The following is a 19,845-nucleotide window of genomic DNA, read 5'->3' as shown; positions in this document are numbered from 1 at the left end:
GGCCCGGCGATGATCCGCGCTTTGCACCGTTGGCCGGGTCTTCTGGCCGCTGCCCTTCTCATTGTTCTGACGCTGAGTGGGGCTGCGCTTTCGGTCTTTCCGGCGGCAGAGCGCCTGACCGCGCCGCAGGCGGAAACCGGGCTGAGCGTGGCGACGCTCGCGGCCCGCATCCAGACCGCCTATCCCGGTGTCGAGCAGATCCGGCGGTCCCCGCCGGGTCAGATCACGGCATATTGGTTTTTGGATGGCACGCCGGGGGCGGCGGTGATTGATCCGGCGACGGGCGCGGGCGTGGGGTCTGCCGACCCCAATCAGGTCGAGCGCTGGCTGACCAACCTGCACCGGTCGTTGTTTCTGGGTTATGGCGGTCGGATTGCCATGGTCCTTGGTGCGGCGGCGATGCTGATCCTTTCCGTTTCGGGGTCTGTCCTCGTTGCGCGCCGTGCCGGAGGCTGGCGGCGCTGGTTCGCGCCTTTGCGCGGCCCTTTGTCAGGACGACTGCATGTCGAGATTGCGCGCGTCGCGGTTCTGGGTCTTGCCTTATCGTCGATGACGGCGCTTTGGATGTCGGCCTCGACCTTCGACCTGCTTCCCATCACGTCATCCGCACCGGCTTTCCCGAATGATGTCAGCGGCGAGACTGGAATATCGATTACATCCATCGAGTTGCTGGGACAGACCCCTGTGGCCGAACTGCGCGAACTGAACTTTCCCTATCCGGGCGATGCCAGCGACGTCTTCACCCTGAAGACGGATCAGGGCAGAGGATATCTGGATCAGGGGACAGGTGCGGCGTTGGGCTGGACCGATCTGACCGGTTGGGAAAATGTGTCGGAAACGATCTACATGCTGCATACCGGTCAGGGGGCGGCCTTTCTTGGGATCCTCCTAGGACTGATGGCACTGGGCGTACCAGTGTTGGGGGTCACGGGTGTCCTTGTCTGGCTGGCAGGACGACGCAGCAGACCGCGCATTCCCGGCAACCTGCCTGCCGCCAAGGCGGAAACGATCCTTCTGGTAGGTAGCGAAGGGGGCAGCACCTGGGGTTTTGCGGCGACGCTTCATCAGGCGCTGAGAGCGGCAGGGCAAACAGTGCATGTCGGGCCAATGTCCGACTTTGATCTGGCGCACCACGCCAAGGCACAGCGGTTCGTGATCCTTGCGGCAACCTATGGCGACGGCGATGCGCCGGAAACCGCCAAAGGGTTCCTTGATCGTCTGAAAGCGCTGGGAACCGCGCCCGCAGCACCGATTGCAGTGCTTGGGTTTGGCGATCGCAGCTATCCGGAGTATTGCGGCTACGCCCAAAGGGTTGCGGAAATGGCTAAAACGCGGGGCTGGAACATGCTTTTGCCCTTCGACACCATCGACCGCCAGTCGCCGCAGGATTTCGCGCGCTGGGGGCGTCTGTTGGGTCAGGCGCTTGGCATTAACCTTGAACTGGTCCACCAGCCCATTGTGCCCCCAACCGAGATGCTGACCCTGGTTTCGCGCCGCGACTACGGGGCGGAAATGCAGGCACCTACCGCAATCCTGCGCTTTGCACTGCCACGCGTGACACTTTGGCAAAAATTGACAGGGCAAGGCTTTGCCCGGTTTGAGGCGGGTGACCTTTTGGGTATCGTGCCAGAAGGTTCCGCAATCCCGCGTCTGTATTCTCTGGCTTCTGACCGGCGCGACGGGTTCGTCGAGATCGTCGTGAAGCGTCAGCCAAGCGGGCTGTGTTCTGCGCAACTGACGCAGCTTGCGCCAGGGGATACGGCCAAGGGATATATCCGTCGCAATCCCGGCTTCAAACCGGGCAAGGGCCGCGCGCCTCTGATCCTGATCGGTGCCGGCACGGGCATCGGCCCGCTGGCGGGGTTCATTCGTGGCAACAAACGACATCGTCCTATTCACCTGTTCTTTGGCATGCGCCATCCACAGAATGACTTTCTGTACGGGCAAGACCTTGCAGATTGGCAGACCGAGGGTCGTCTGACCCGTCTGGACACCGCGGTCTCTCGCGCGGCCAACCCAAGCTACGTGCAGGACACGCTGCGTGCTGAAGGGACCGAAGTGGCCCGCCTGATCCGAGACGGAGCACGCATCATGGTCTGCGGCGGGCGCGGCATGGCGACCGGCGTCACGGATGCGCTGGCTGATATTCTGAAACCAATGGGACTGACGCCGCAGGCGTTGAGGGCAGAGGGCCGCTATGTCGAAGATGTCTACTGATCCAACTCGCTACGCGCTGCATGGGCCAACAATGGGCACGCGCTGGTCAGCGCAGTTCCATGCAGACCCAAGCTTTGATCCGGAGTCCGCGCGCGGGGCGCTACAGACTGCAGTGGATGAAGTGGACGCACAGATGTCCACGTGGAAACCCGACAGCGACCTGATGCGCCTGAATGCGGCACCTGTCGGCGTATGGCAGGCGGTCCCAGCGCGGTTGCTGGATGTCTTGGTGCTCGGGCGCGATGTCGGGCGGGCCTCTGGCGGGGCGTTTGACATGGGGCTTGGTGATGCGGTGGCGGCTTGGGGTTTCGGCGCGGATGAAGCCGACCCTACGCACATCAGGGCTGCGATGGCGCGTAGTCGAGTTGAGACTGCGCTCGAGATTGATGTTGCTGGCGCCCGTGTCCGCAAGACCGCCGATATTACACTGGATTTGAACGGTATCGCCAAGGGATATGGGGTTGACCGTCTGGCTGATACGTTGGTTGCGCTCGGTATTCCGGCGGCTCTGGTCGGGATCGACGGTGAAATGCGCGCGGTGGGGTTGCGGCCTTATGGCTCGCCATGGACCATCGCCGTCGAAGCACCTGACCCTGCGCGCCGCGCGCCGTATTCGGTGCTTGCATTACAAGACGCCGCCGTCGCCACGTCGGGCGATTACCGCCATTGGGTCGAAGTGCAGGGCCGCCGGCTGTCGCATACCATGGACCCTTCACGAGGTGCGCCGCTCCTTGCGCCGCCCGCCTCGGTGACCGTGGTCGCGCAGACCTGTGCCGAAGCCGATGCATGGGCCACTGCGCTGATGGTTCTTGGGGTTGATGCAGGGGCGACGCTAGCCGAGCAACGTGGACTGGATGTGCTGTTTCTGGTGCGCGATGACCAGAACGGCTTTCACAGCAAAGCCGTTGGTCGCCTGTTTTCGGAACAGCCGTCAGAGGGCATTTCGGGACTTGATCGATAGGTTTCCAAATCAAACTGAACGAAAAGGTAAAGCATCATGAGCCGCTTGACACACTCGGAAACCCATATGGTGCATCGGATCGGCTGGCTGCGGGCCGCGGTCCTTGGTGCAAATGACGGCCTTGTCTCGACGGCGAGCCTCGTGGTCGGCGTGGCCGCTGCGGGGTCGGGACGCCCCGAGATTCTGATCGCTGGACTTGCGGGGCTTGTAGCGGGTGCCATGTCCATGGCGGCAGGTGAATATGTCTCGGTCAGTTCGCAAACCGATGCGGAGCAGGCAGATATCGCGCGCGAAACCAAGGAGTTGGCGGAAACGCCTGAGGCTGAGTTGGAGGAATTGACCGGGATATATGTTGCGCGCGGGCTGGATGAAACGCTCGCACGCCAGGTTGCTGTTCAACTGACCAAGAAGGATGCATTGGGCGCGCATGTGCGCGATGAGCTTGGGATATCAGAGACAGTCGTAGCGCATCCCATTCAAGCAGCCCTTGTTTCTGCGGCTACCTTCAGCTTTGGCGCGGTTGTGCCCCTGATCATGGCCGCGCTGTCGCCAACGGCACAGATCACTTCGGTCGTCGCTGTGACAACTCTTGTTGCGTTGGCCGTTCTGGGTGGGCTTGGCGCATCTGCTGGAGGAGCTGGGATCATCAAGGGGGCCGTACGCGTGACATTCTGGGGGGCGCTTGCCATGGCCGCGACTGCTATTGTGGGTACGGTTTTCGGGGTTGCAGCTGGCTAAAAATTTCGTCCCCATAGCGAAGACACGCTATCGCTCAAAAGCCTTGGTGATTTCGGATATACAAGGCAGCAAAACCCAAGGTAGTTGAGGTTTAGCGAAGTACATCCGGTTCGATATCTTTTTTGAAATCAATGCGGATGTTTTCTTCCGGCGGATGGTCTTGCTCAGCTTCACTCATTGAAAACGATGATGAACCATAACTCAGCCGCTGTTCTAATCCTCAAATCTGTCCAAAACGTGCTGACTTCAGACACGCAGAGTCAACTTCCGCAATGAATGGTATTGCTGCCAAACTTGCAGTTGCAGCGAATTCATCCTTTGTCCCGCATCTTACCAGTTCGTACACGATGCAGCGAACGGCAGGTGTACTGATATGCTGGGACTTCTGAGAATTTCACCTACCAGCCATGTGATAAACCAATGTCGCCTATTTCACTCGGCCGAATGGTGAAGGGAGATTGAAACGCAGAACGACCCCCTTACTGGCAGCCTTAACGAGGGTTTCCGCCCCCTCCGGCATTCGATCTCACTTACCGGTCAGGCACCGCATCAAGGGAAGTTTCGAACCGCTTGTTCGCCGCCGCTGCTTCTTTCAAGAGCGCGTCGAAATTGTCAGGTGGATTGCCATCTTCCAGCATCCCTTTGAACGTCGCATAGGCATCCGTCTTGCTGCCATAGGCGCGCAGGGTCTTGTCGTCGTTCACCCAGGCTACCACGATGACCTTCGCATCGCTGTTGAACCGGTAGAACAACCGATGCTGCTGGAAGAATTTCGCCCGGAACCAGTGCTTGCGGTGATCGCCGAGTGTGCCGCCTTGCCGGAAGGCTGCGGCACCCGGATCCGCCGGTATGGCCTCGGTCACCAGCTTGAAGATGGCGGCCAGCCGTTTCGTGGAATTTTTCTTGTGCCAGGTCTTGGGATCGCGTGCCTTACGCGCCTCGACCTCCAGGGTCAGCCCTTCGAGCTGGTCCAGAAAGAGCGGATGCGCATAAATCGACCACCCGTTTACGACAAGGGGCGCTTGGGCGGGCACGCTATCGCCGCTCATTCATCCTCGAGCGATAGCGGCGCATCGAGATCGACGTCAACGTCTCCGACCAGTGCTGCAAGACGGTCATGCAAAGCCCCATCGAACGCCCGAATGCGGTCCGGATGCGCCTTGATATCGGCCTCGACAAAATCGAGAAAAGCTCCGAGCACGGGATCTTCCTCGTCGCCGCGCACGGGCTCGATATAGACCCTGCCACTCGGCTCGGTACAGTAGCGAATCTGGTCGCCCTTGCCCAGCTTGAGCTGCTTGCGCACACCCGCCGGCACGGTCGTCTGATATCGATCCGTGAGTTTCGAGACATCTTGTGCGAGCGCTGTCATGGCAGTCTCCTGAAAGAATGGGGGTCTTTGCTGCCTGCGATAGGTAATGCATTTGCATTGCCCTGTCAAGACAAGCCGCAGGATCTGCTGTCCCCGGGCAGGTCGATCAACTGTCCGGCGCAGCACCTATTCTCGCCCCGCCAGGAACTCCGCCAGCACAGGACTGGCCGCGCCCTTCGCGGAGCTGAGCAGCTCCGAGCCGGCAAGCGAGGCCTTCGAGAGCCGAACGAGCCCGCCGGTTTCCTCGATGCGGTAGCAGCGGCGTTTTTGCCGCCCCCGCCTGTAGTGGGTCGCGGTGACGACCTGGCAGGTGCTGCCATCGGTGAGCGTCACAGGCGTGGCGAGCCTGATCTTGTCGCCTTCCTCATAGTCCGGGATCGCAGCCCAATCCCGGCAGCGCTGACGCCAGGCATGAGCATAGCTGTCTGGGTCTTTCAATTCGGAGAGCAGCGCCAGAAGGTTGAGCGGCGCACGAGACTCGTTCGGGCCAGCGCTTTCCTCCATGTCCTTGTAGCCCCAGCAGCCGTCATCGTGTCGGGTGAGGAAGACAGCCCCGAAAGTGATGGAGCCATCCGCATCGGTGACATAGGTCGTGTCTTCGACTGGCGAGCCGTCGATACTTGTGACCTTTGCCGCCGCGTACCAGGTGAAGCCGACCTTGCATGCCTTGACCAGTTCGGTTCTGCGCGTATCGCCATGAGAGGTGCAGAGCCGGGCGATTTCCGCTTTCTCATCCGCGTAGGTCTGGACACGGCGGTCGGTGTAGAAAAGCCATCCCATTTCAGAGTCCTTTCTCTCTGGAGGAATTATGTGTCGCCAATGTCCCGAGAGCGCGAAGCGCGGCAGGGTATTGGCGATGCGAGTCTGAGAAAGGGCGCGTTACGCCGCCCTCCGATCATCGAGCTCCATGAGCGCATCGAGCGGCACGCGGTAGGGCTGCATCGCGTCGAAATCCTCGCAATTGCCGCAGTTCTGCACGATCGCGAAGGTATCGCAGGCATCCTTGAGGATGACCCGGAAGGTGCCGCCGAGGCCTGACGGCACCTCGTAGGTCCCGCCGATGAGATAATCCGAGGCCCGGCGCACGAAGACGCGGATGCTGTGACCATCGGTGGCGAGCCGGATGGCCCCCCGCCCCCGGTCGATGAGCACCTGCACATCGTCGAGGATGTCGGTGTAGAACTGACCGGTCAGATCGCGAAACGCCATGCGGCGCTGCGCCATCCAGTCGGTATCCCGAAACGGGTTCATGCCGTCGGCGAAGGCGAAGGAGGGATCGGCCTGTTCGGTTGTGACAATGCGGGTGGTCGTCCCATCGATGCCGTTCGAGCGCAGATGCACACCATTGCCGACGATGAGGATCAGGGCCGGCCTGTCCACGGGCCCGTTCCAGTTGGGCAGGAAGGTTTTGCAGGCGCGCGCATGGGCTATCTGCGCCGCTACTGCGGAGGCAGAGAACTTGAGAATAGCCATGGGGATGTCTTTCCGTTGGGTGTGGAATGGTCGACCCGCGCGGGGAACGCCTCGCGCGGATCGCGTGAGGACTCAGGCCGCTTGCGCGACCTCGCTGTCAGGCTCCGGGGTTTCCGCAGTGGGTTCCGCCTCGTCAAAGGCGACACCGGCGGTCTGCATCATCGGGGGGCACCAGGCGGCCACGGCAGCGCGCTGCGCGTCCGTGAGTGTGGCGAAGGGTTCGGCGAAGAGCTTGTCACAAAAGGCGACGATCTCCTTCTTGCTCGACGAGGCCAGCGTCACCGCCTCCTGGGCCAGACCCAGATCCTCACCGAGGATCTTCAGCAGCCAGGCCTTCTTGAAGCGGTTGAAGAGCGCCGCATTCGGCGTCCAGTGGGCGCGGATGTCGGGCAGGATCTCGATCTCGAACGCATGCATCAGGCTGTCGCGCTGGCGGTCCCGCGCGAAGCAGGACTGCGTGGTGCTGGCGGTTGCAAAGGCGACGAGCTTGGCCTTCTCGCCTGCCTCCAGCGCGCGAAACGCCGCGAACTGATCGGCGGGCGCGCGGGTGTCATCGAGCCAGGAGAGATCAAGCGCATCATGCGCCGCCGCCACCTGCTCGAGCGAGGTCTCGTCGATCTCGTCCATCTTGGCATGGCTGCGGTATTCCTTGCGGGCATCGATCTTGATCGCCTGCGTGACACTCATGCCGCTGGCCAGAACGTCACTGACCAGCTTGAAGAGCGTCAGATCGAGTGTGGCTTCCGGATGCAGCGCCATCGCGGCCCCAAGCGCCATGGCTCGCTCGGTCTTGAGGTCCTCAGCCAGTGAGGCTGGATAGGTGATTTCGTCCGGGTCAGGGGCCTCATCCCCAGTCGGGCTAGCCGAGGAGCCGAGCGCGCCCTCCTCTTTGACGGTGTCTTCCGGGCGGACGAGGCCCACATGGAGCGTGATCTGCCCACCCTGCCACGACGCGATCACCCCAGACCGCGCTAGGTCCTCGGCGCTGTAGGCCTCCTGCAGATCGCGCGCTTCCTCTTCCAGAGCGTCCACGCGGTCGTAGAGGGCATTGTAGGCAGCGTCCTCGAGCCCCTCATCCTCCATCTCGAGCTGCAATTTCTCAAGCTCGGCGGTGATCTCATCGATGCGCTTCCGGGCGGTCTCGTCGGGCTCGATCGGGCCGGGATAGACGCGGCCGTAGTCGGCCATGGTCGCGTAATCATAGCGCACCATCGCATCGGCCCAGGCAAAGCCCAGCCTCATACGGGCCTCCTCGGCGGCGGCACCGAGCTTCTCGAGCAGGATGGTCTCGACCAGTGCCGCATCCTCGAGCACGGAATGCTCTTCCAGAAGGTCAGCGGCGACAGCGCCGCCGCGCGCCTCGTAGTCCGCGCGCACGAAGGCCCCGATATCGTCACTGACCTGCACGCCGCGGGATTTGAGCGCCTGGCGGACCGTATAGGCCTGCAGGTAGCTATCTTCCTTGGTGAGCGCCTCGAAGACTTCGCGCTGCACCTCCTGGCTCGGATGCTCCGCAAAGGCCTTCATCGTGTCGAGCGTGATCACCTTGGCCCGGGCCGCGGCGCGGATGTCGGGGTGGATCAGGCCATAGCGCAACCGGCCTTTCACGGCGGCCACCGTGGTACCGAAGGTCTTTGCGATCGTCTCGGGCGTCTGGCCGTCGACTTCCATCATCCGGGCGAAAGCCTCGAACTCGTCGATGGCGTTCATCGGCGCCTGGGTGATGTTCTCGGCGAGCGACAGGGCAGTGGTGACGTCGCAGTCGTCAGGGACAAGCCGACAGTCGACCTTGGTTTTCGCAGTGAACCCCTTGCTGGCATTGTCGGCGATCAGCTCCTTCAGGGCTGCATGGCGCCGGCCGCCGGCGAGGACGGCGCACTTGCCGTCGAGCTTCTGGACAAGAAGCGGCTGGAGCAGGCCCAGCACAGCGATGCTCGCCTTCAGATGCGCGATGTTCTCGGGCTCATAAGTTTCCGGGGAGTTGCTGCGCACGTTGGCGGGATGCGGGACCAGATCGCCGATGGCGACGGTGAGGGGGGCAAAACTTGTGGTCATGGGATATCCTTCCAGATGGGTTAGGTGTGGCCCGCGCCTCTACGCGCGGGACCAATCCCCGGCTTCGGGGATCACCACGAAAAAAGGCCCGCTTTGCCTTTTTTGGGGGCAGCTGGCCTTAGTCGTCTGAGATGTCACGGGGAGGCGTCCCCTGCCCTTCTACCAGTCGCGCGCCAGCATGATGGTGAGCACGCGGACGGTGGTGGCGGGATTGTCCGGGGTCTCAGCCCCATAGCGGAAGTCGGAATCCGCTTCATACAGATCGATTTTCCAGAACACGGTCTCGCCCCGGATCTCGACCGCGCCAAAATCGTGCCATCCCTCGGGATCATTCTCAGGCTCGAATGTATCGAACGCACCGGTGGCCTTTACCGCCTCGGCCATGAAGCCGTCACCGGCCTCCATAAGCGAGCGGGTGACATGCATTCGGCCCTGGGTGGGCTGGGCGGGCGCCACTCCGAGGCACGCGAGCTTTCGAAACGCGTCGTTTTGCGCCGCGATCACGCTTGGATCCGGACGGTCTGGCTGGGGTTGAACATTCATGGACATGGGGATCTCCTTTGAGAGGTTTGAAACACCCTTCTCAAAGCCCGCTTTTTCTTTTCCGCTTGGCGGATGAATCGAGGCCGAAGGCGCCCTACCCGAACAGCCCTTTGGGTCTGTAATTCGGGTTGGGGATGGTTTCGATCCAGCCGCCTTGTTCTTTGATGCTCTCGAGCGCTGCCGAGAGCGGATAAGCGCCCTCGGCAGCGCTCCACCAATAGGCACCGCGCTTGAAGGTGATGATCTTGCGGCGGCCGTCGTTGAAGCAGGCCACCCGCAGCATTTTGGGTTCCCTACGTGACATGGGTGTCTGCGTTCTCCGTGCGGTCAGGCGGCCTCGGCACTGCGACCTGCCCTGCCCACCTCCGATCTGGCGATCAGATAATCACAGGCGCGCTGCGCGTCCGCGGCGTGCTTGAAGATCGCACACTTGTCCGACCGAAGAACGCGCAACCAGTTGTGCAGGTAGGCCGCATTCATCTCGAGCGTATGGGCCGTGAAGCCGAGCGTCTGACCCAGGAACACCGAGGTCAATTCCGCGACGATCTCCTCGCGCGCATAGGATGTGTTGCCAAACTTCGAGAACCCGAAGTCACGGTTCAGCCGATGCGGGGCTTTTGTGGCATGGGCCTTATGCCGACATCGGCATAAGGCCCATAATGCCGCGCTTCGGATTATGCCGCGCCGATCCAAACGACCAGTTGCGTTTCAGTTAGATCGGCGCGGCGCGTCGGCATAATTCAGAGCGCTTCGAGGAATGCCAGGAGTTCGTCACCCGGTCGATATCGACCACCCATCTGGTCAACCGGCTTTGTCAGAGCCATCGCCCTTTCTTTCAGTTCGATATCGGCGTGGATGTAGACCTGTGTCGTCTCAATCGATTCATGGCCCAGCCAAAGGGCAATGATTGTCCGATCAACACCGCTCTGTAGAAGCTGCATTGCAGCGGTGTGGCGCAAGACGTGCGGTGTGACGCGCTTCAATCTGAACGTCGAGCTGGTCGAGGCGGCGGTGGCCGCATGTTTTCGAACAATTCGCTCAACCGCATCTCTGCTGAGCGGCCTGCCACGGATGGTTGCGAACAGGGGATCGCTGGGCTCAGTCCGGCACTGCGCAAGCCATGCCTTCAATGCATCCCGACTGTCTGTCCGAAGCGGCGTTGCGCGTTCCTTTCGGCCTTTGCCCATGCATCTGAGATGCGCTCCGGTGCCAAGCTCGACATCGCCAATACGAAGGCCAATCATCTCTGATACGCGCAGGCCTGTTTGAAGCATCGTGAGGAGCAACACCCGATCACGCCGCCCAAACCAGGTCGTCTGGTCAGGTGCCTTCAGCAAGGCCTCCATCTCGTCACGGGTCAGGAAGTCCACGACGCGTTTTTCATGCCGTTTGGAAGGCATCGCCAGCACCTTCTGACAATGATGCAACAACTGGGGTTCACAGCCCGCGACATATTTGAAGAACGAACGGATCGCTGCTAACCGCGTGTTCCGGCTTCGCGCGCTGTTGCCGCGTTTCTCCTCGCAAAAGGTCAAGAACCGCCCGATGATGTCGGCATCGATGTGGGCTACATGCAGCTCAGTCGGCGGCAACCTGGTCTCTGCTGTCGCGTATTTCAGCAAGAGCCGGAAGGTGTCGCGATAACTGGCGATCGTGTTTGGACTGGCCTGCATCTGGGTCAACAGCCGTTCGGTGAAGAACCGTTGCACGTAGATGGGCAATGGGTAGGTCGCGATCATGATGCGCCCTCCAGTACCCGTCGTTCGGCCCGCTCTGCCGCCAACTGCATCAGCTCGGGCACGGCTTCGATATACCAGAATGTATGCTTGGGCTCGGAATGGCCGAGATAGGTGCTGAGCTTGTACATTTCGGCCTCGATGTCCCGGCCATCGCGGAACCAGTCCAGGATGGTGTGGACGGCAAATGTGTGCCGCAAATCATGGATGCGTGGTCCATGGCCGTGGCGGTTGAAGGCTTGCGGCGATCGAAGGCCGATATTTCGACTGACCTGCGCGAAGCTGTAGCGTGCCCCGCAATCTCCCGCCGGGTCGCCATCTTCTTTGATGAAGAACCGCGGCGATTGCTGCGCGACCAGCCGATCCCGCAACTCGGCATAGCGGGCAAGCCGATGGGCGGTATCACCGTTGACGGGCAGCCGACGATCCTTGCCATTCTTCGTGTTTCTGAGCGTTAGCACGGCGCGGTCAAGATCGACGTCCTTCTGATCCAGAGACAAAGCTTCGTTCACCCGCATGCCCGTCACCGCGATCAAGCCGAACAGAGTCTGCCATAAAGCAGCCCGAAGGCCATAGGGTGACGGCAGCCGACCGGCCTCGGCGACAAGGTCTGCGATCTGACTGGGCGCGTAAATGTAGGGCACCCGTCGTCGGTATCGGCCTGTGACAAGTTGGCTGGACGGGATTTCGGTCTGATTATCGTGCTCCGCAAGCCAGAAGGCAAACCTGCGCACCATACCAAGGCGATGAGACCAAGTGTTGTTGTCCGCGCTGCCGTAGTTTGCCTTCCAATCAAGGAACAAGGTCGTCGAGATGATTTGGAACCCGTTGTCGTCGGCAAAGCTGACGAACTTGCGGAGGACCCGTTCATCGAAGGATAGATCAAAACCCATCGAACGCCGAAGAACCAGATACTCGTCAAGTCGTTGAGAAAGCGTCTTCATTGTATTTTCTCCGCCGTCGGCCAGGGACGCGAGATCGAGCGCAAAGCATCGACATCATGTTGCGCATAGATTGTAGTGGTCATCGCAGATCGGTGTCGCAGCACATCCCCGATCTCGGCCAGCGACGCACCTTTTCGCAGCATGTCGGTGGCTAGGCTGTGCCGCAGAATGTGCGTGCCGATATAGGCTTGTGGCGGACAGATGCCGGTCGCGTCATAGGCATCCCGCAAAATCCAGCGAAGGATTTGAGCGTCCTTGAACCTCTTGAACGGCGGTTTCACCGACACAAACAGCGCGCGGTCCGGGCCCCGGCGCTCATTCTTGATGTAATCGACAATCGCCTCACCAACCTCCGCCGACATCGGCATCCGATCATGCAACTGCCTCTTGCCGCGGATCAGGATTTCACCGGCGCGCCAGTCGATATCGTCCAGTTCTATCGCCGTCACCTCTGGGGGCCGTAGGCCCAGCCGGGCGATCAGCATCAGCATTGCATAGTTGCGTCGGCCCGTTTTCTTGTGGCCGCGCACCACCTCAATGAGCCGGTTGACCTGTTCCGGCTCCAGATACCTCGGAATGCCTGTCGGTTTCGGCTGCCGCGCCTTTGGCACGGCGTTGCTCAGGTTGCGCTCCGTCTTGCCGCTCCAGAACAGGAACTGGAACAGATTACGCAGATGTGACGGGCCGGTCTTGTCGCGTGGCGCGTTTTGCGCCTCACGCAGTCGAAGGATGAACCCGGTGATGTCACCGGGTTTGATCGTATTCAGATCACCCAAACCGGTGCTGAACTTCGCTGTCAGGAACCGGTCACAAAACCGCAGGCAGTGATAGATCGTGTCCTGAGACAAGCCGCGCTGACTGCGAAGGTAGGTTTCGTATTCACGTTTCAGCACTGCCCTCGGAGACATGTCGAGGGGCGGCGCTGAACGCGGCGGTGCGCTCGCATTCTCAACCAGGTAATCCCTGAACCGATTGACGCGGTACCGACAGTGTTTTTTGTCTTTCACAGACGCGGCGTCGATGATCGGCACCGTCAGTCGTTCCATGCGATTGTCGGTCAGGTCAGCTGGACCGAGGTTTGCGGACTGCATCGCTGCCCAAAGCGCATCGGCTGTGGCCCTGTAATTGGCGATGGAGCGGAGACTGTATCCCTCAGCCTCGATCTGTAGGGCAAAGCGACCGGCATGGTTGCCCACTTGTTGTTCTCGCTTCGTTGTCTGGCCTGATGGTGTGTCATTTCTCATGAGTGTTTCCTTCATGTGGTTGAAGGTTGCACCAATGGCAGATCGCCGGCCCCAATTGCGCAGTTCGCCACGCTCACATGGCGGTTCTGAACTACAGTCTTATGCAGCCGGAAAACGACAAGAACCGTAGGAAACAAGCCCTCGTCCGAACAAGTGCGGCATAATCCGAAGCGCGGCATTATGGGCCAGCTCATGCGCCCAGACCCCGTAGAAATTGCGTGGGTCCTGGAACCGCGTAATGGACGGCATGTAGACCTTGTCCACGGGCGGCAAATAGTACGCCTCCGTGCCCGTGAAGACGGTCGTGATGTCGATGGCATCGAAAAACGCCTGCATGTGCGGGATGGGCTCGGACGGCGGATGCTCGGGCGCGGGCTCCGGGTCGGGGAAGAAGCTGTCGGGCAAGCCCTCGATCTGGCAGGCATTGAACACGCGGTAGGATTTCTGGAAGCGGAAGATGCGGGCTTCCTCGGAGCGATCATCCCCGTCGCTGCGGTCGTCCTCGCGGCCCGCGTCTTTCCGGCTTTGACCGTAATAAACGACGACAGCAGACTTCTCGCCCTTACGGACCTTTGCGTCCAACGCATTGGCTTGCGGCAACGTCATCCAGAAGGGAGAGCTGTGGCCCGCCATCACGGTCCGCATGGTCAGCAGGAAGTTGTTCACTCCCTGGTAGGGTTCACCGCCCACGCGCAGGGGACGAGAGCTGCCACCTGCGGTCCAGGGCTTGCGCCACGGCAGGACGCCGCGCTCGATAATGCGGATGATTTCGTTTGTGATGACCTCGGAGGCATCGAATTTGGGCGTGCGGGATCGGGCCATGGCTGGCCTCCTTTCGAGTTTTGGTGAGAGGGATTGGTGATCAGGTTGACTGGCGGGGGCGCGGATCGTTGGCGATCCTGGCACCGAGGGCTTCGACCATGTCGATGTAGGTGGTCAGCGAGACGGACCTGCCAGGACCGCAAGGGTCAGGGTCAACCGATCCGTCCCGCGCCACGCACGGCAAGTTCGCGAAGGCGATGACGTCACTGATGGGTCGGATATCGATGAACGGGGTTCCTCGTGCGACCGCGAGGGCGGCCAAGGGAAAGCGCTCGATCGGCGCGAAGGTCGACACGGTGGTCCAGCCGAGATGGAGGAACGTCCCACCATCCCCGCAGATCACATGCGCGTTTGGCAATGACGCCGCCTGCTTCAGATAGCCGAGATCACGCAGGACGGTCTGGCGTTCGAGCCGCTGTGCCAGCGCCGTCTGGCCAGTTCTGCGCAGCTCTCTATGCCGCCACCAGGAGGCAGCGGTCGCGCGCAACACGCGCAAGACACCTGTTTGCATGGGAATGTCCTTCATCAGGAACGGCAGACCGGAACCCGGCCCGGACCCATCTGAGGGACCCCAAAGGCCCTCATCCGTCAGTCACAAAACCCGAAGGGCACTTTCCCTTTTTCCGGCCCCTTTGGGCACACAACAAAACCGAAACGCCCGGCACATCTGCCGAAGTCATTGATTTCATGCAGCAATTCTAGATCGGCAGCCAAGATCGGCAACGCATATCGGCAAAACCTTGCTTGAAAGTACGAAATGTGTTTATTTTTCAATTACTTTGCAAACATGGAAGATCGGCAAAATGCTGGAAACACCCGCCAGGATCGAACCCTGCTTCTTCGAGGAGCATATTCCTACAGAACTGGCAGACCTTTCGGTCGACATCCAGAGGGAAGCCACCGGGCTGGGACGAGGGTTGCATCCTGACAGCGCAGCCGAACTTGCCGATCTCGTCCGTGTGATGAACTGCTACTACTCCAACCTGATCGAAGGACACAACACGCGCCCCCGCGACATCGAAAGGGCGCTGGCTGGTGCCGAGCTTGAGGAAGAAACCCGCCCTCTCGCCCTTGAGGCCCGGGCGCACGTCATCGTTCAACGGGCCATCGATGAGATGCATCGCATAGGCACCCTGCCCCGCCCTACATCCGTCGAATTCCTGACTTGGGTCCATAAGAGCTTCTACGACGAGATGCCGGATGAGTTTCGGGTCATCGAACATCCCGACGGCACACAAGAACCCATCGTTCCGGGACGCATGCGCCAGGATGACGATCGGGAAGTTGCGGTCGGGCGCCACCTACCTCCTTCATCGTCGCGCGTCGCGGCATTCATGGACCATTTCGACAAACGATTTCAGATTGCGGCGCGGTCTTCGAGCGGACGGATCATCGCGATCGCGTCTGCACATCACCGGCTGAACTACATTCACCCTTTCCCGGATGGCAACGGCCGTGTCAGCAGACTGATGTCTCATGCCATGGCCCTCACAGCGGGGATTGGTGGCCAAGGGCTCTGGTCCGTATCACGTGGGCTGGCCCGCGGGCTAACCGATCGGGGCGAGTACAAACGGATGATGGATCTGGCCGACAGTCCACGCCGCGGAGACCGCGACGGGCGCGGCAACCTGTCAGAAGCGGCACTGAAGACGTTCAGTGAATGGTTCCTAAAGGTGACGCTCGACCAGATCACCTTCTCAGCAAGATTGTTCGATCTCGGCGGACTGGATCAGCGGTATCGTCGTCTTGTTGCAGATACCATCGATGACAAGCGAGCGCCGGAACTAATCTCGGCGGTTCTTCGTCATGGGGCACTGGAACGAGGCGACGCGCAGATTGTCCTCAAGACGTCCGAGCGTACTGCTCGCAACACGCTGAGTAAACTGACCGCCGCTGGATACCTGACGTCCGCCTCGCCGAAGACGCCAGTTCGGTTGGCGTTTCCGTTGGACTATCGAGAGCGGCTCTTTCCAAACCTTTTTGGAGATGGTGACCTGACTGAGTGATTTTCGTTAGTCCGCGCTCTGCGCAGGAAAGCGGGCCCAGGGAGAAAGTGGACGAATCCCCTAAGCAATGAGTTCACAGCTGTGAACCTGTCTTCTGCGCGACGAAACAAGACGGAGTTCACAGCTGTGAACTTTTCATGCAGCGTCCTTTCTCATAAGGGCCATGATCATGGGACCACAGGAGAATTCACCGAGCGCAGCCTTTGCAGACAGCGACCGCAAATACCCACCAGGTGACCGAATGTCGCCGAAGCGTTCCAACATTGCCAAGATGACCACCGATGCCTCTTCCGGGCCCATGTACTTTTTGGCCTCATCCCACGCTGAAGGAGAGACGCCCATCATAGGTCTTATTACATCGGCAACCCTTACTAGATCATGCCAGTGGCGCACAGGTCGTTCAGCATAAGTTCGGTATTCAGAGCAAGCGGCCAAAACGAGACCGAGGGGTATTCTAGGTAGATTGTTGTCGACCGAGACAGGCTCATCAGTACTACCCTCTGCAACCAGTGCTGTCGCCGGATCGGAGGCGCTGCCCTCGCCCTGCGCTTTTTCTAAGCGTGGTTCAAAATCATAAGAGTCTTTATTTGAACTCTGATAGTGCTGCTCATTTGTGACTTCATTGGTGCTCATATCTTGTGATTGCACTGGTTCCAACAGGTCCCTAATTGCGTTGAGGCCTTCGGACAACGTAGATTCCATCTGCTGCAACTCTGCAAAGTCGAGCTTGCGACGAAGGTCACGCGCCGTCAGGACGCATAGGTCGGACGCCTGGTCCCAGATGGCGTGGTCAGGGCGCAGAGAGCGGCCGTAGTCGACGAGACCCGCTAGATCACGGCGCATGAGGCTTACAGTGGTTCTAAGCCGCTTGTAGCGCTCCTCCGCAGCACGGACAGCCTCTGCGGCTTCGCACACTTCGACGAAGCGTTGGGCGAGGGGGGCCAGATCGAAGCCGAAAGCGATCTTTTCGTCGCCATATCGGCGCGTGTAACGCTTGCCGTTGGGACTGTCGCGACGCACGACGAAACCGGTTTGCACCAGGTTCGCCAAATGCCGCCGCATGGTCGAGCAGGGCATACCGTTCAGGCGCTCACAAATAGCCTTGTTGGACGGATGCACGACAGTTTCACTATGGTTCCCGCCAACGATCGTGGCCTGATGGAAACTGACCAATGCCTGAAGCACGCTCAAATCACGGTCGGACAAGCCGAAGGCGATACGGGCAGCGGCGAGTTCGCGAAGTGCTTCCCATTTGTTGACGCCAGAAGGCGGGAGGTCCTGTTGCGCCGCTGCCTGATAGTGCAGAATGGCAGCATTTATGGGTCGCCTGAAAGGCGTTACGGGGGTGTAGTCCATTTTACATTCACGAAGACAAAGAAATCACGGTCCGCGAATCACTTAAGACTTGCGAAAAACGGCGTCCGAGACTAACTTGAGAGTGCTAAGAACAAGTCAGGGTCTCGTAGGGCGGTCGCTTTGCGGGACCTTTTCTTTGGCTTTTTCGTGCCTCCTGTTTTTGGTTTCTGCTCTTCCTCAGTCTTCTGAACGCTGCTTCCAGCGTTCGTGAAGTTCTTCAATCAAATCATCGGCTTCAGACTCTACCCAGTCGGCAAACTTACTATTCTGCAACTCGATCGAGATCCCTTTGGCGGTGCGTTTGAGCGTGCCGCCACGTTTGCCCCCAATCCTGAGCGGCTGACTGGATGCAGCAGAAGGGGAGGGGGCCTTGGCCGGTTTGACTAACCTTGTGACAACCTTCGACACGGCCTCGAACGCCTGCACAGAGGGGTCGTCGGTCGCAGGTGCGGCATCAATCACCATGGCCACATCGGCCTTGCCATGGGTTTCCTCAGCAAGGCGGATCAGGCTGCCCCGATCCAGGTCGTTGTCCGCGATGGCACGGCCCATGGCCTCCCACCGGGGTCGGCCGATGCCGTGTGCAGCACCGATGGCGCGGATGAGGTCTGTACCGACCATGTCGGCGATGGCGATGGCCATGGACACCGAAGATTTGGTCACGGTCAGAACTTCTGCAACCTGTGATTGATTTCCAAAACCCGACGATACGAGTTCTTGCGCAAAAATCGCCTTTTCAATGAAGGACAAATCGCGGCGCGCCATGTTTTCGGAAATCTGCGCACGCAGGGCACTGTCATCATCCAGATTGGCAACCAGTGCGCGCACCTTGGCGACCTTGTCTGACTGGCGGATCGCCTCGAGCCGCCGGCGACCATAGACGAGCAGATAGCGGTCCGCCTCTGACGGGTGCCGGCGCACAAGAATTGGTACGGTCTGACCATTCGCCTCGATTGCGGCGCGCAGATCATGTACATCGGCTGGATCAAGCCGGTCGGCCATTCGGTCGTCGACGATACTGGCCGGGTCGAGTTCCCAGACATGATGTGAATCGACCGCATCACGGGCCGAGCGCAGGGCGCGGTTGGACGTCATCATAGGGGTCGCGGCACCAGCCTGAGGGGTAGGGGCCGGGCCACCGGCTGCCGCGAGATTGTCGAGCATCGACATCCGTTTTTTCTTGCCACTCGTCATGACCGCCCCCACGTTTTCTGAATAAGAACAGCGACTTCATCGTTCAGCGCGTTCAGGCTTTCAAGGGCGCGATCGTAGGTCGTGCGGGTAAAGGCGCTCCGCTCGACTTCGTATAGGGTTTGCTTTGTCAGACCTGCATCGGAGATCGCCGTGGATTTGAGCATTGGCGAGTTGAGCACCGCATCGCCATACATGGTGCGCAGAAAGGCGACGATCCGGTTTTGTGGTGCATCCTGAGGTTCATAGCGTGTCAGCGCATAGCGCATCCAGTCGTGGGACATGTCCGCACCGCTTTCGGCGATCACGTCCATTAGATCAGCCGTCATGCGCAGAAATTGCGACATCGACATCACGTCGAGCATTTCCGGATGAATTGTGACCAGCACGCCGGTGGCGGCCGAAAGTGCGGACATGGTGAGAAAGCCCAGTTGCGGCGGGCAGTCGATGACCACAACATCGTAATCGCCGTCAACCTGCGCCAACGCCTCTTTCACGCGGAAAAAGAACAGGCCTGCGTTGCCTTGTGAAAGAGCACGCGGCGTTTCGTGTTCGAACTCCATCAGTTCCAGATTGCCCGGGATCAGGTCGAGGTTCGGGATATAGGTCTTGCGGATGACAGCGCGGATCGGCTCTGGGTCGTCATAGCGGATCGCGTCATAGAGCGTGCCGCCATCTGTCAGATCGAATTCGGGCTGTACGCCATGTAACGCCGTGAATGAGGCCTGCGGATCAAGATCAATGCCCAGGACGCGATAACCGCGCAAGGCCAGCCGTTGTGCAAGGTGTGCCGAAGTCGTCGTTTTGCCCGAGCCTCCCTTGAAGTTCATCACACCGATGACTTGCAGGTGATCGCCATCACGCCGTCCGGGGATATAGTCTCCAGGCTTGCGCGCGGTCTTTTCCAGCAGGATACGCAGGGCCTGAATGTCCTGCGCGGAATACAGGCGACGATTGCCGGCCGTCAGTTCAGGCGAAGGGCCCTTGCCATCAAGGTTGATTTTGCGCAGGTATGAGTCGTTCACACCAAGAAGCGCTGCCGCCTCGCCGGAGGTGAATTTGCGCATTTCCTTTGTGGCGTCAGGGGGAAACAGGCTCTCGCGTTGCGAATGCAACTGGTTGGCCAGCCACTCGGAATGCTGGCGGATGACCGCGTTCAGGTCCTGATGCACGAAAGTCTTGTTCAT

At 60.2% G+C, this 19,845-nt stretch carries 19 protein-coding genes and 1 pseudogene; 4 read left to right on the top strand and 16 right to left on the bottom strand.

Going from position 1 to position 19,845, the window contains the following annotated elements:
• The first annotated feature begins 9 nt into the window (after nt 1-9).
• From JZI28_RS23240 to JZI28_RS23230, 3 genes are read left to right on the top strand one after another with little or no spacing between them, the layout of a single operon-like run.
• Entirely contained in the window at nt 10-2,217 is a 2,208-nt protein-coding gene (locus JZI28_RS23240; RefSeq protein ID WP_375700425.1) for a PepSY domain-containing protein, read from the top strand.
• Entirely contained in the window at nt 2,198-3,178 is a 981-nt protein-coding gene (locus JZI28_RS23235; protein WP_375700424.1) for an FAD:protein FMN transferase, read from the top strand. The genes JZI28_RS23240 and JZI28_RS23235 overlap by 20 nt, the downstream gene beginning before the upstream one ends.
• A gap of 36 nt (nt 3,179-3,214) precedes the next feature.
• Nucleotides 3,215-3,916 (top strand): VIT family protein, encoded by a 702-nt coding sequence (locus JZI28_RS23230; RefSeq protein ID WP_085310931.1) that lies wholly within the window; start codon nt 3,215-3,217, stop codon nt 3,914-3,916.
• Nucleotides 3,917-4,446: 530 nt separating this feature from the next.
• On the opposite strand, the gene JZI28_RS23225 is transcribed toward JZI28_RS23230, so the two are convergent.
• The 13 genes and pseudogenes from JZI28_RS23225 to JZI28_RS23165 form a co-directional block, all read right to left on the bottom strand.
• The gene (locus JZI28_RS23225; protein ID WP_375700423.1) at nt 4,447-4,965 is read right to left on the bottom strand and encodes a type II toxin-antitoxin system YhaV family toxin; all 519 of its coding nucleotides are present in this window, start codon (nt 4,963-4,965) and stop codon (nt 4,447-4,449) included.
• Nucleotides 4,962-5,288 carry a type II toxin-antitoxin system PrlF family antitoxin gene (locus JZI28_RS23220; protein WP_375700422.1) on the bottom strand — a complete coding sequence of 109 codons (327 nt, stop codon included), beginning with the start codon at nt 5,286-5,288 and terminating at the stop codon, nt 4,962-4,964. Before JZI28_RS23220 ends, JZI28_RS23225 begins: the two co-directional genes overlap by 4 nt.
• A 126-nt stretch (nt 5,289-5,414) precedes the next feature.
• The gene (locus tag JZI28_RS23215) at nt 5,415-6,068 is read right to left on the bottom strand and encodes a DUF6927 domain-containing protein (protein ID WP_375700421.1); all 654 of its coding nucleotides are present in this window, start codon (nt 6,066-6,068) and stop codon (nt 5,415-5,417) included.
• Between the two features lie 99 nt (nt 6,069-6,167).
• A complete protein-coding gene (locus JZI28_RS23210; protein ID WP_092765105.1) occupies nt 6,168-6,761 on the bottom strand; it encodes a regulator in 594 nt (197 codons plus the stop codon).
• Between the two features lie 72 nt (nt 6,762-6,833).
• Entirely contained in the window at nt 6,834-8,816 is a 1,983-nt protein-coding gene (locus JZI28_RS23205; RefSeq protein WP_375700420.1) for a ParB/RepB/Spo0J family partition protein, read from the bottom strand.
• A 159-nt stretch (nt 8,817-8,975) separates the two neighbouring features.
• Entirely contained in the window at nt 8,976-9,365 is a 390-nt protein-coding gene (locus tag JZI28_RS23200) for a DUF3768 domain-containing protein (protein WP_375700419.1), read from the bottom strand.
• Between the two features lie 88 nt (nt 9,366-9,453).
• On the bottom strand, nt 9,454-9,663 hold the full coding sequence (locus JZI28_RS23195) for a DUF6330 family protein (RefSeq protein WP_375700418.1): 210 nt from the start codon (nt 9,661-9,663) through the stop codon (nt 9,454-9,456).
• A 23-nt stretch (nt 9,664-9,686) separates the two neighbouring features.
• A complete protein-coding gene (locus JZI28_RS23190) occupies nt 9,687-10,037 on the bottom strand; it encodes a zincin-like metallopeptidase domain-containing protein (protein ID WP_375700451.1) in 351 nt (116 codons plus the stop codon).
• 62 nt (nt 10,038-10,099) lie between these two features.
• On the bottom strand, nt 10,100-11,095 hold the full coding sequence (locus tag JZI28_RS23185) for a tyrosine-type recombinase/integrase (RefSeq protein WP_375700305.1): 996 nt from the start codon (nt 11,093-11,095) through the stop codon (nt 10,100-10,102).
• The gene (locus JZI28_RS23180) at nt 11,095-12,039 is read right to left on the bottom strand and encodes a tyrosine-type recombinase/integrase (RefSeq protein WP_375700279.1); all 945 of its coding nucleotides are present in this window, start codon (nt 12,037-12,039) and stop codon (nt 11,095-11,097) included. Before JZI28_RS23180 ends, JZI28_RS23185 begins: the two co-directional genes overlap by 1 nt.
• Complete coding sequence (locus JZI28_RS23175; RefSeq protein ID WP_375700280.1) at nt 12,036-13,283, bottom strand: tyrosine-type recombinase/integrase; 1,248 nt, start codon at nt 13,281-13,283, stop codon at nt 12,036-12,038. Before JZI28_RS23175 ends, JZI28_RS23180 begins: the two co-directional genes overlap by 4 nt.
• Before the next feature lie 176 nt (nt 13,284-13,459).
• Nucleotides 13,460-14,105 (bottom strand): annotated as a pseudogene (locus JZI28_RS23170) (ArdC family protein); the annotation flags it as partial.
• Nucleotides 14,106-14,145: 40 nt separating this feature from the next.
• Entirely contained in the window at nt 14,146-14,631 is a 486-nt protein-coding gene (locus JZI28_RS23165) for a hypothetical protein (RefSeq protein ID WP_375700417.1), read from the bottom strand.
• 277 nt (nt 14,632-14,908) lie between these two features.
• Here JZI28_RS23165 and JZI28_RS23160 point away from each other — a divergent pair, with 277 nt between their 5' ends.
• Nucleotides 14,909-16,111: a Fic family protein gene (locus JZI28_RS23160; protein WP_375700416.1), complete on the top strand. Its 1,203-nt coding sequence runs from the start codon at nt 14,909-14,911 to the stop codon at nt 16,109-16,111.
• 135 nt (nt 16,112-16,246) lie between these two features.
• Here the strand turns inward: JZI28_RS23160 and repC are convergent, their stop codons facing one another.
• From repC to repA, 3 genes are all read right to left on the bottom strand, one after another.
• The gene (gene repC / locus JZI28_RS23155) at nt 16,247-17,467 is read right to left on the bottom strand and encodes a plasmid replication protein RepC (protein WP_375700415.1); all 1,221 of its coding nucleotides are present in this window, start codon (nt 17,465-17,467) and stop codon (nt 16,247-16,249) included.
• A 177-nt stretch (nt 17,468-17,644) separates the two neighbouring features.
• The gene (repB, locus tag JZI28_RS23150; protein ID WP_055296344.1) at nt 17,645-18,661 is read right to left on the bottom strand and encodes a plasmid partitioning protein RepB; all 1,017 of its coding nucleotides are present in this window, start codon (nt 18,659-18,661) and stop codon (nt 17,645-17,647) included.
• Nucleotides 18,658-19,845 (bottom strand): plasmid partitioning protein RepA, encoded by a 1,188-nt coding sequence (repA, locus tag JZI28_RS23145; protein ID WP_375700414.1) that lies wholly within the window; start codon nt 19,843-19,845, stop codon nt 18,658-18,660. Before repA ends, repB begins: the two co-directional genes overlap by 4 nt.

Origin of the sequence: Pseudophaeobacter sp. TrK17, assembly GCF_042192375.1 — a bacterium.
In the GTDB taxonomy this organism is placed as follows: Bacteria; Pseudomonadota; Alphaproteobacteria; order Rhodobacterales; family Rhodobacteraceae; genus Pseudophaeobacter.
The sequence above is the reverse complement of the archived record's forward strand: the minus strand, read 5'-3'. Positions and strand labels throughout refer to the sequence as shown.

Coding starts and splice junctions, on each gene's coding strand:
- JZI28_RS23240 (WP_375700425.1), top strand. CDS start 10: ATGATCCGCGCTTTGCACCGTTGGCCGGGTCTTCTGGCCGCTGCCCTT.
- JZI28_RS23235 (WP_375700424.1), top strand. CDS start 2,198: ATGTCGAAGATGTCTACTGATCCAACTCGCTACGCGCTGCATGGGCCA.
- JZI28_RS23230 (WP_085310931.1), top strand. CDS start 3,215: ATGAGCCGCTTGACACACTCGGAAACCCATATGGTGCATCGGATCGGC.
- JZI28_RS23225 (WP_375700423.1), bottom strand. CDS start 4,965: ATGAGCGGCGATAGCGTGCCCGCCCAAGCGCCCCTTGTCGTAAACGGG.
- JZI28_RS23220 (WP_375700422.1), bottom strand. CDS start 5,288: ATGACAGCGCTCGCACAAGATGTCTCGAAACTCACGGATCGATATCAG.
- JZI28_RS23215 (WP_375700421.1), bottom strand. CDS start 6,068: ATGGGATGGCTTTTCTACACCGACCGCCGTGTCCAGACCTACGCGGAT.
- JZI28_RS23210 (WP_092765105.1), bottom strand. CDS start 6,761: ATGGCTATTCTCAAGTTCTCTGCCTCCGCAGTAGCGGCGCAGATAGCC.
- JZI28_RS23205 (WP_375700420.1), bottom strand. CDS start 8,816: ATGACCACAAGTTTTGCCCCCCTCACCGTCGCCATCGGCGATCTGGTC.
- JZI28_RS23200 (WP_375700419.1), bottom strand. CDS start 9,365: ATGTCCATGAATGTTCAACCCCAGCCAGACCGTCCGGATCCAAGCGTG.
- JZI28_RS23195 (WP_375700418.1), bottom strand. CDS start 9,663: ATGTCACGTAGGGAACCCAAAATGCTGCGGGTGGCCTGCTTCAACGAC.
- JZI28_RS23180 (WP_375700279.1), bottom strand. CDS start 12,039: ATGAAGACGCTTTCTCAACGACTTGACGAGTATCTGGTTCTTCGGCGT.
- JZI28_RS23175 (WP_375700280.1), bottom strand. CDS start 13,283: ATGAGAAATGACACACCATCAGGCCAGACAACGAAGCGAGAACAACAA.
- JZI28_RS23165 (WP_375700417.1), bottom strand. CDS start 14,631: ATGAAGGACATTCCCATGCAAACAGGTGTCTTGCGCGTGTTGCGCGCG.
- JZI28_RS23160 (WP_375700416.1), top strand. CDS start 14,909: ATGCTGGAAACACCCGCCAGGATCGAACCCTGCTTCTTCGAGGAGCAT.
- repC (WP_375700415.1), bottom strand. CDS start 17,467: ATGGACTACACCCCCGTAACGCCTTTCAGGCGACCCATAAATGCTGCC.
- repB (WP_055296344.1), bottom strand. CDS start 18,661: ATGACGAGTGGCAAGAAAAAACGGATGTCGATGCTCGACAATCTCGCG.
- repA (WP_375700414.1), bottom strand. CDS start 19,845: ATGAACAAGACTTTCGTGCATCAGGACCTGAACGCGGTCATCCGCCAG.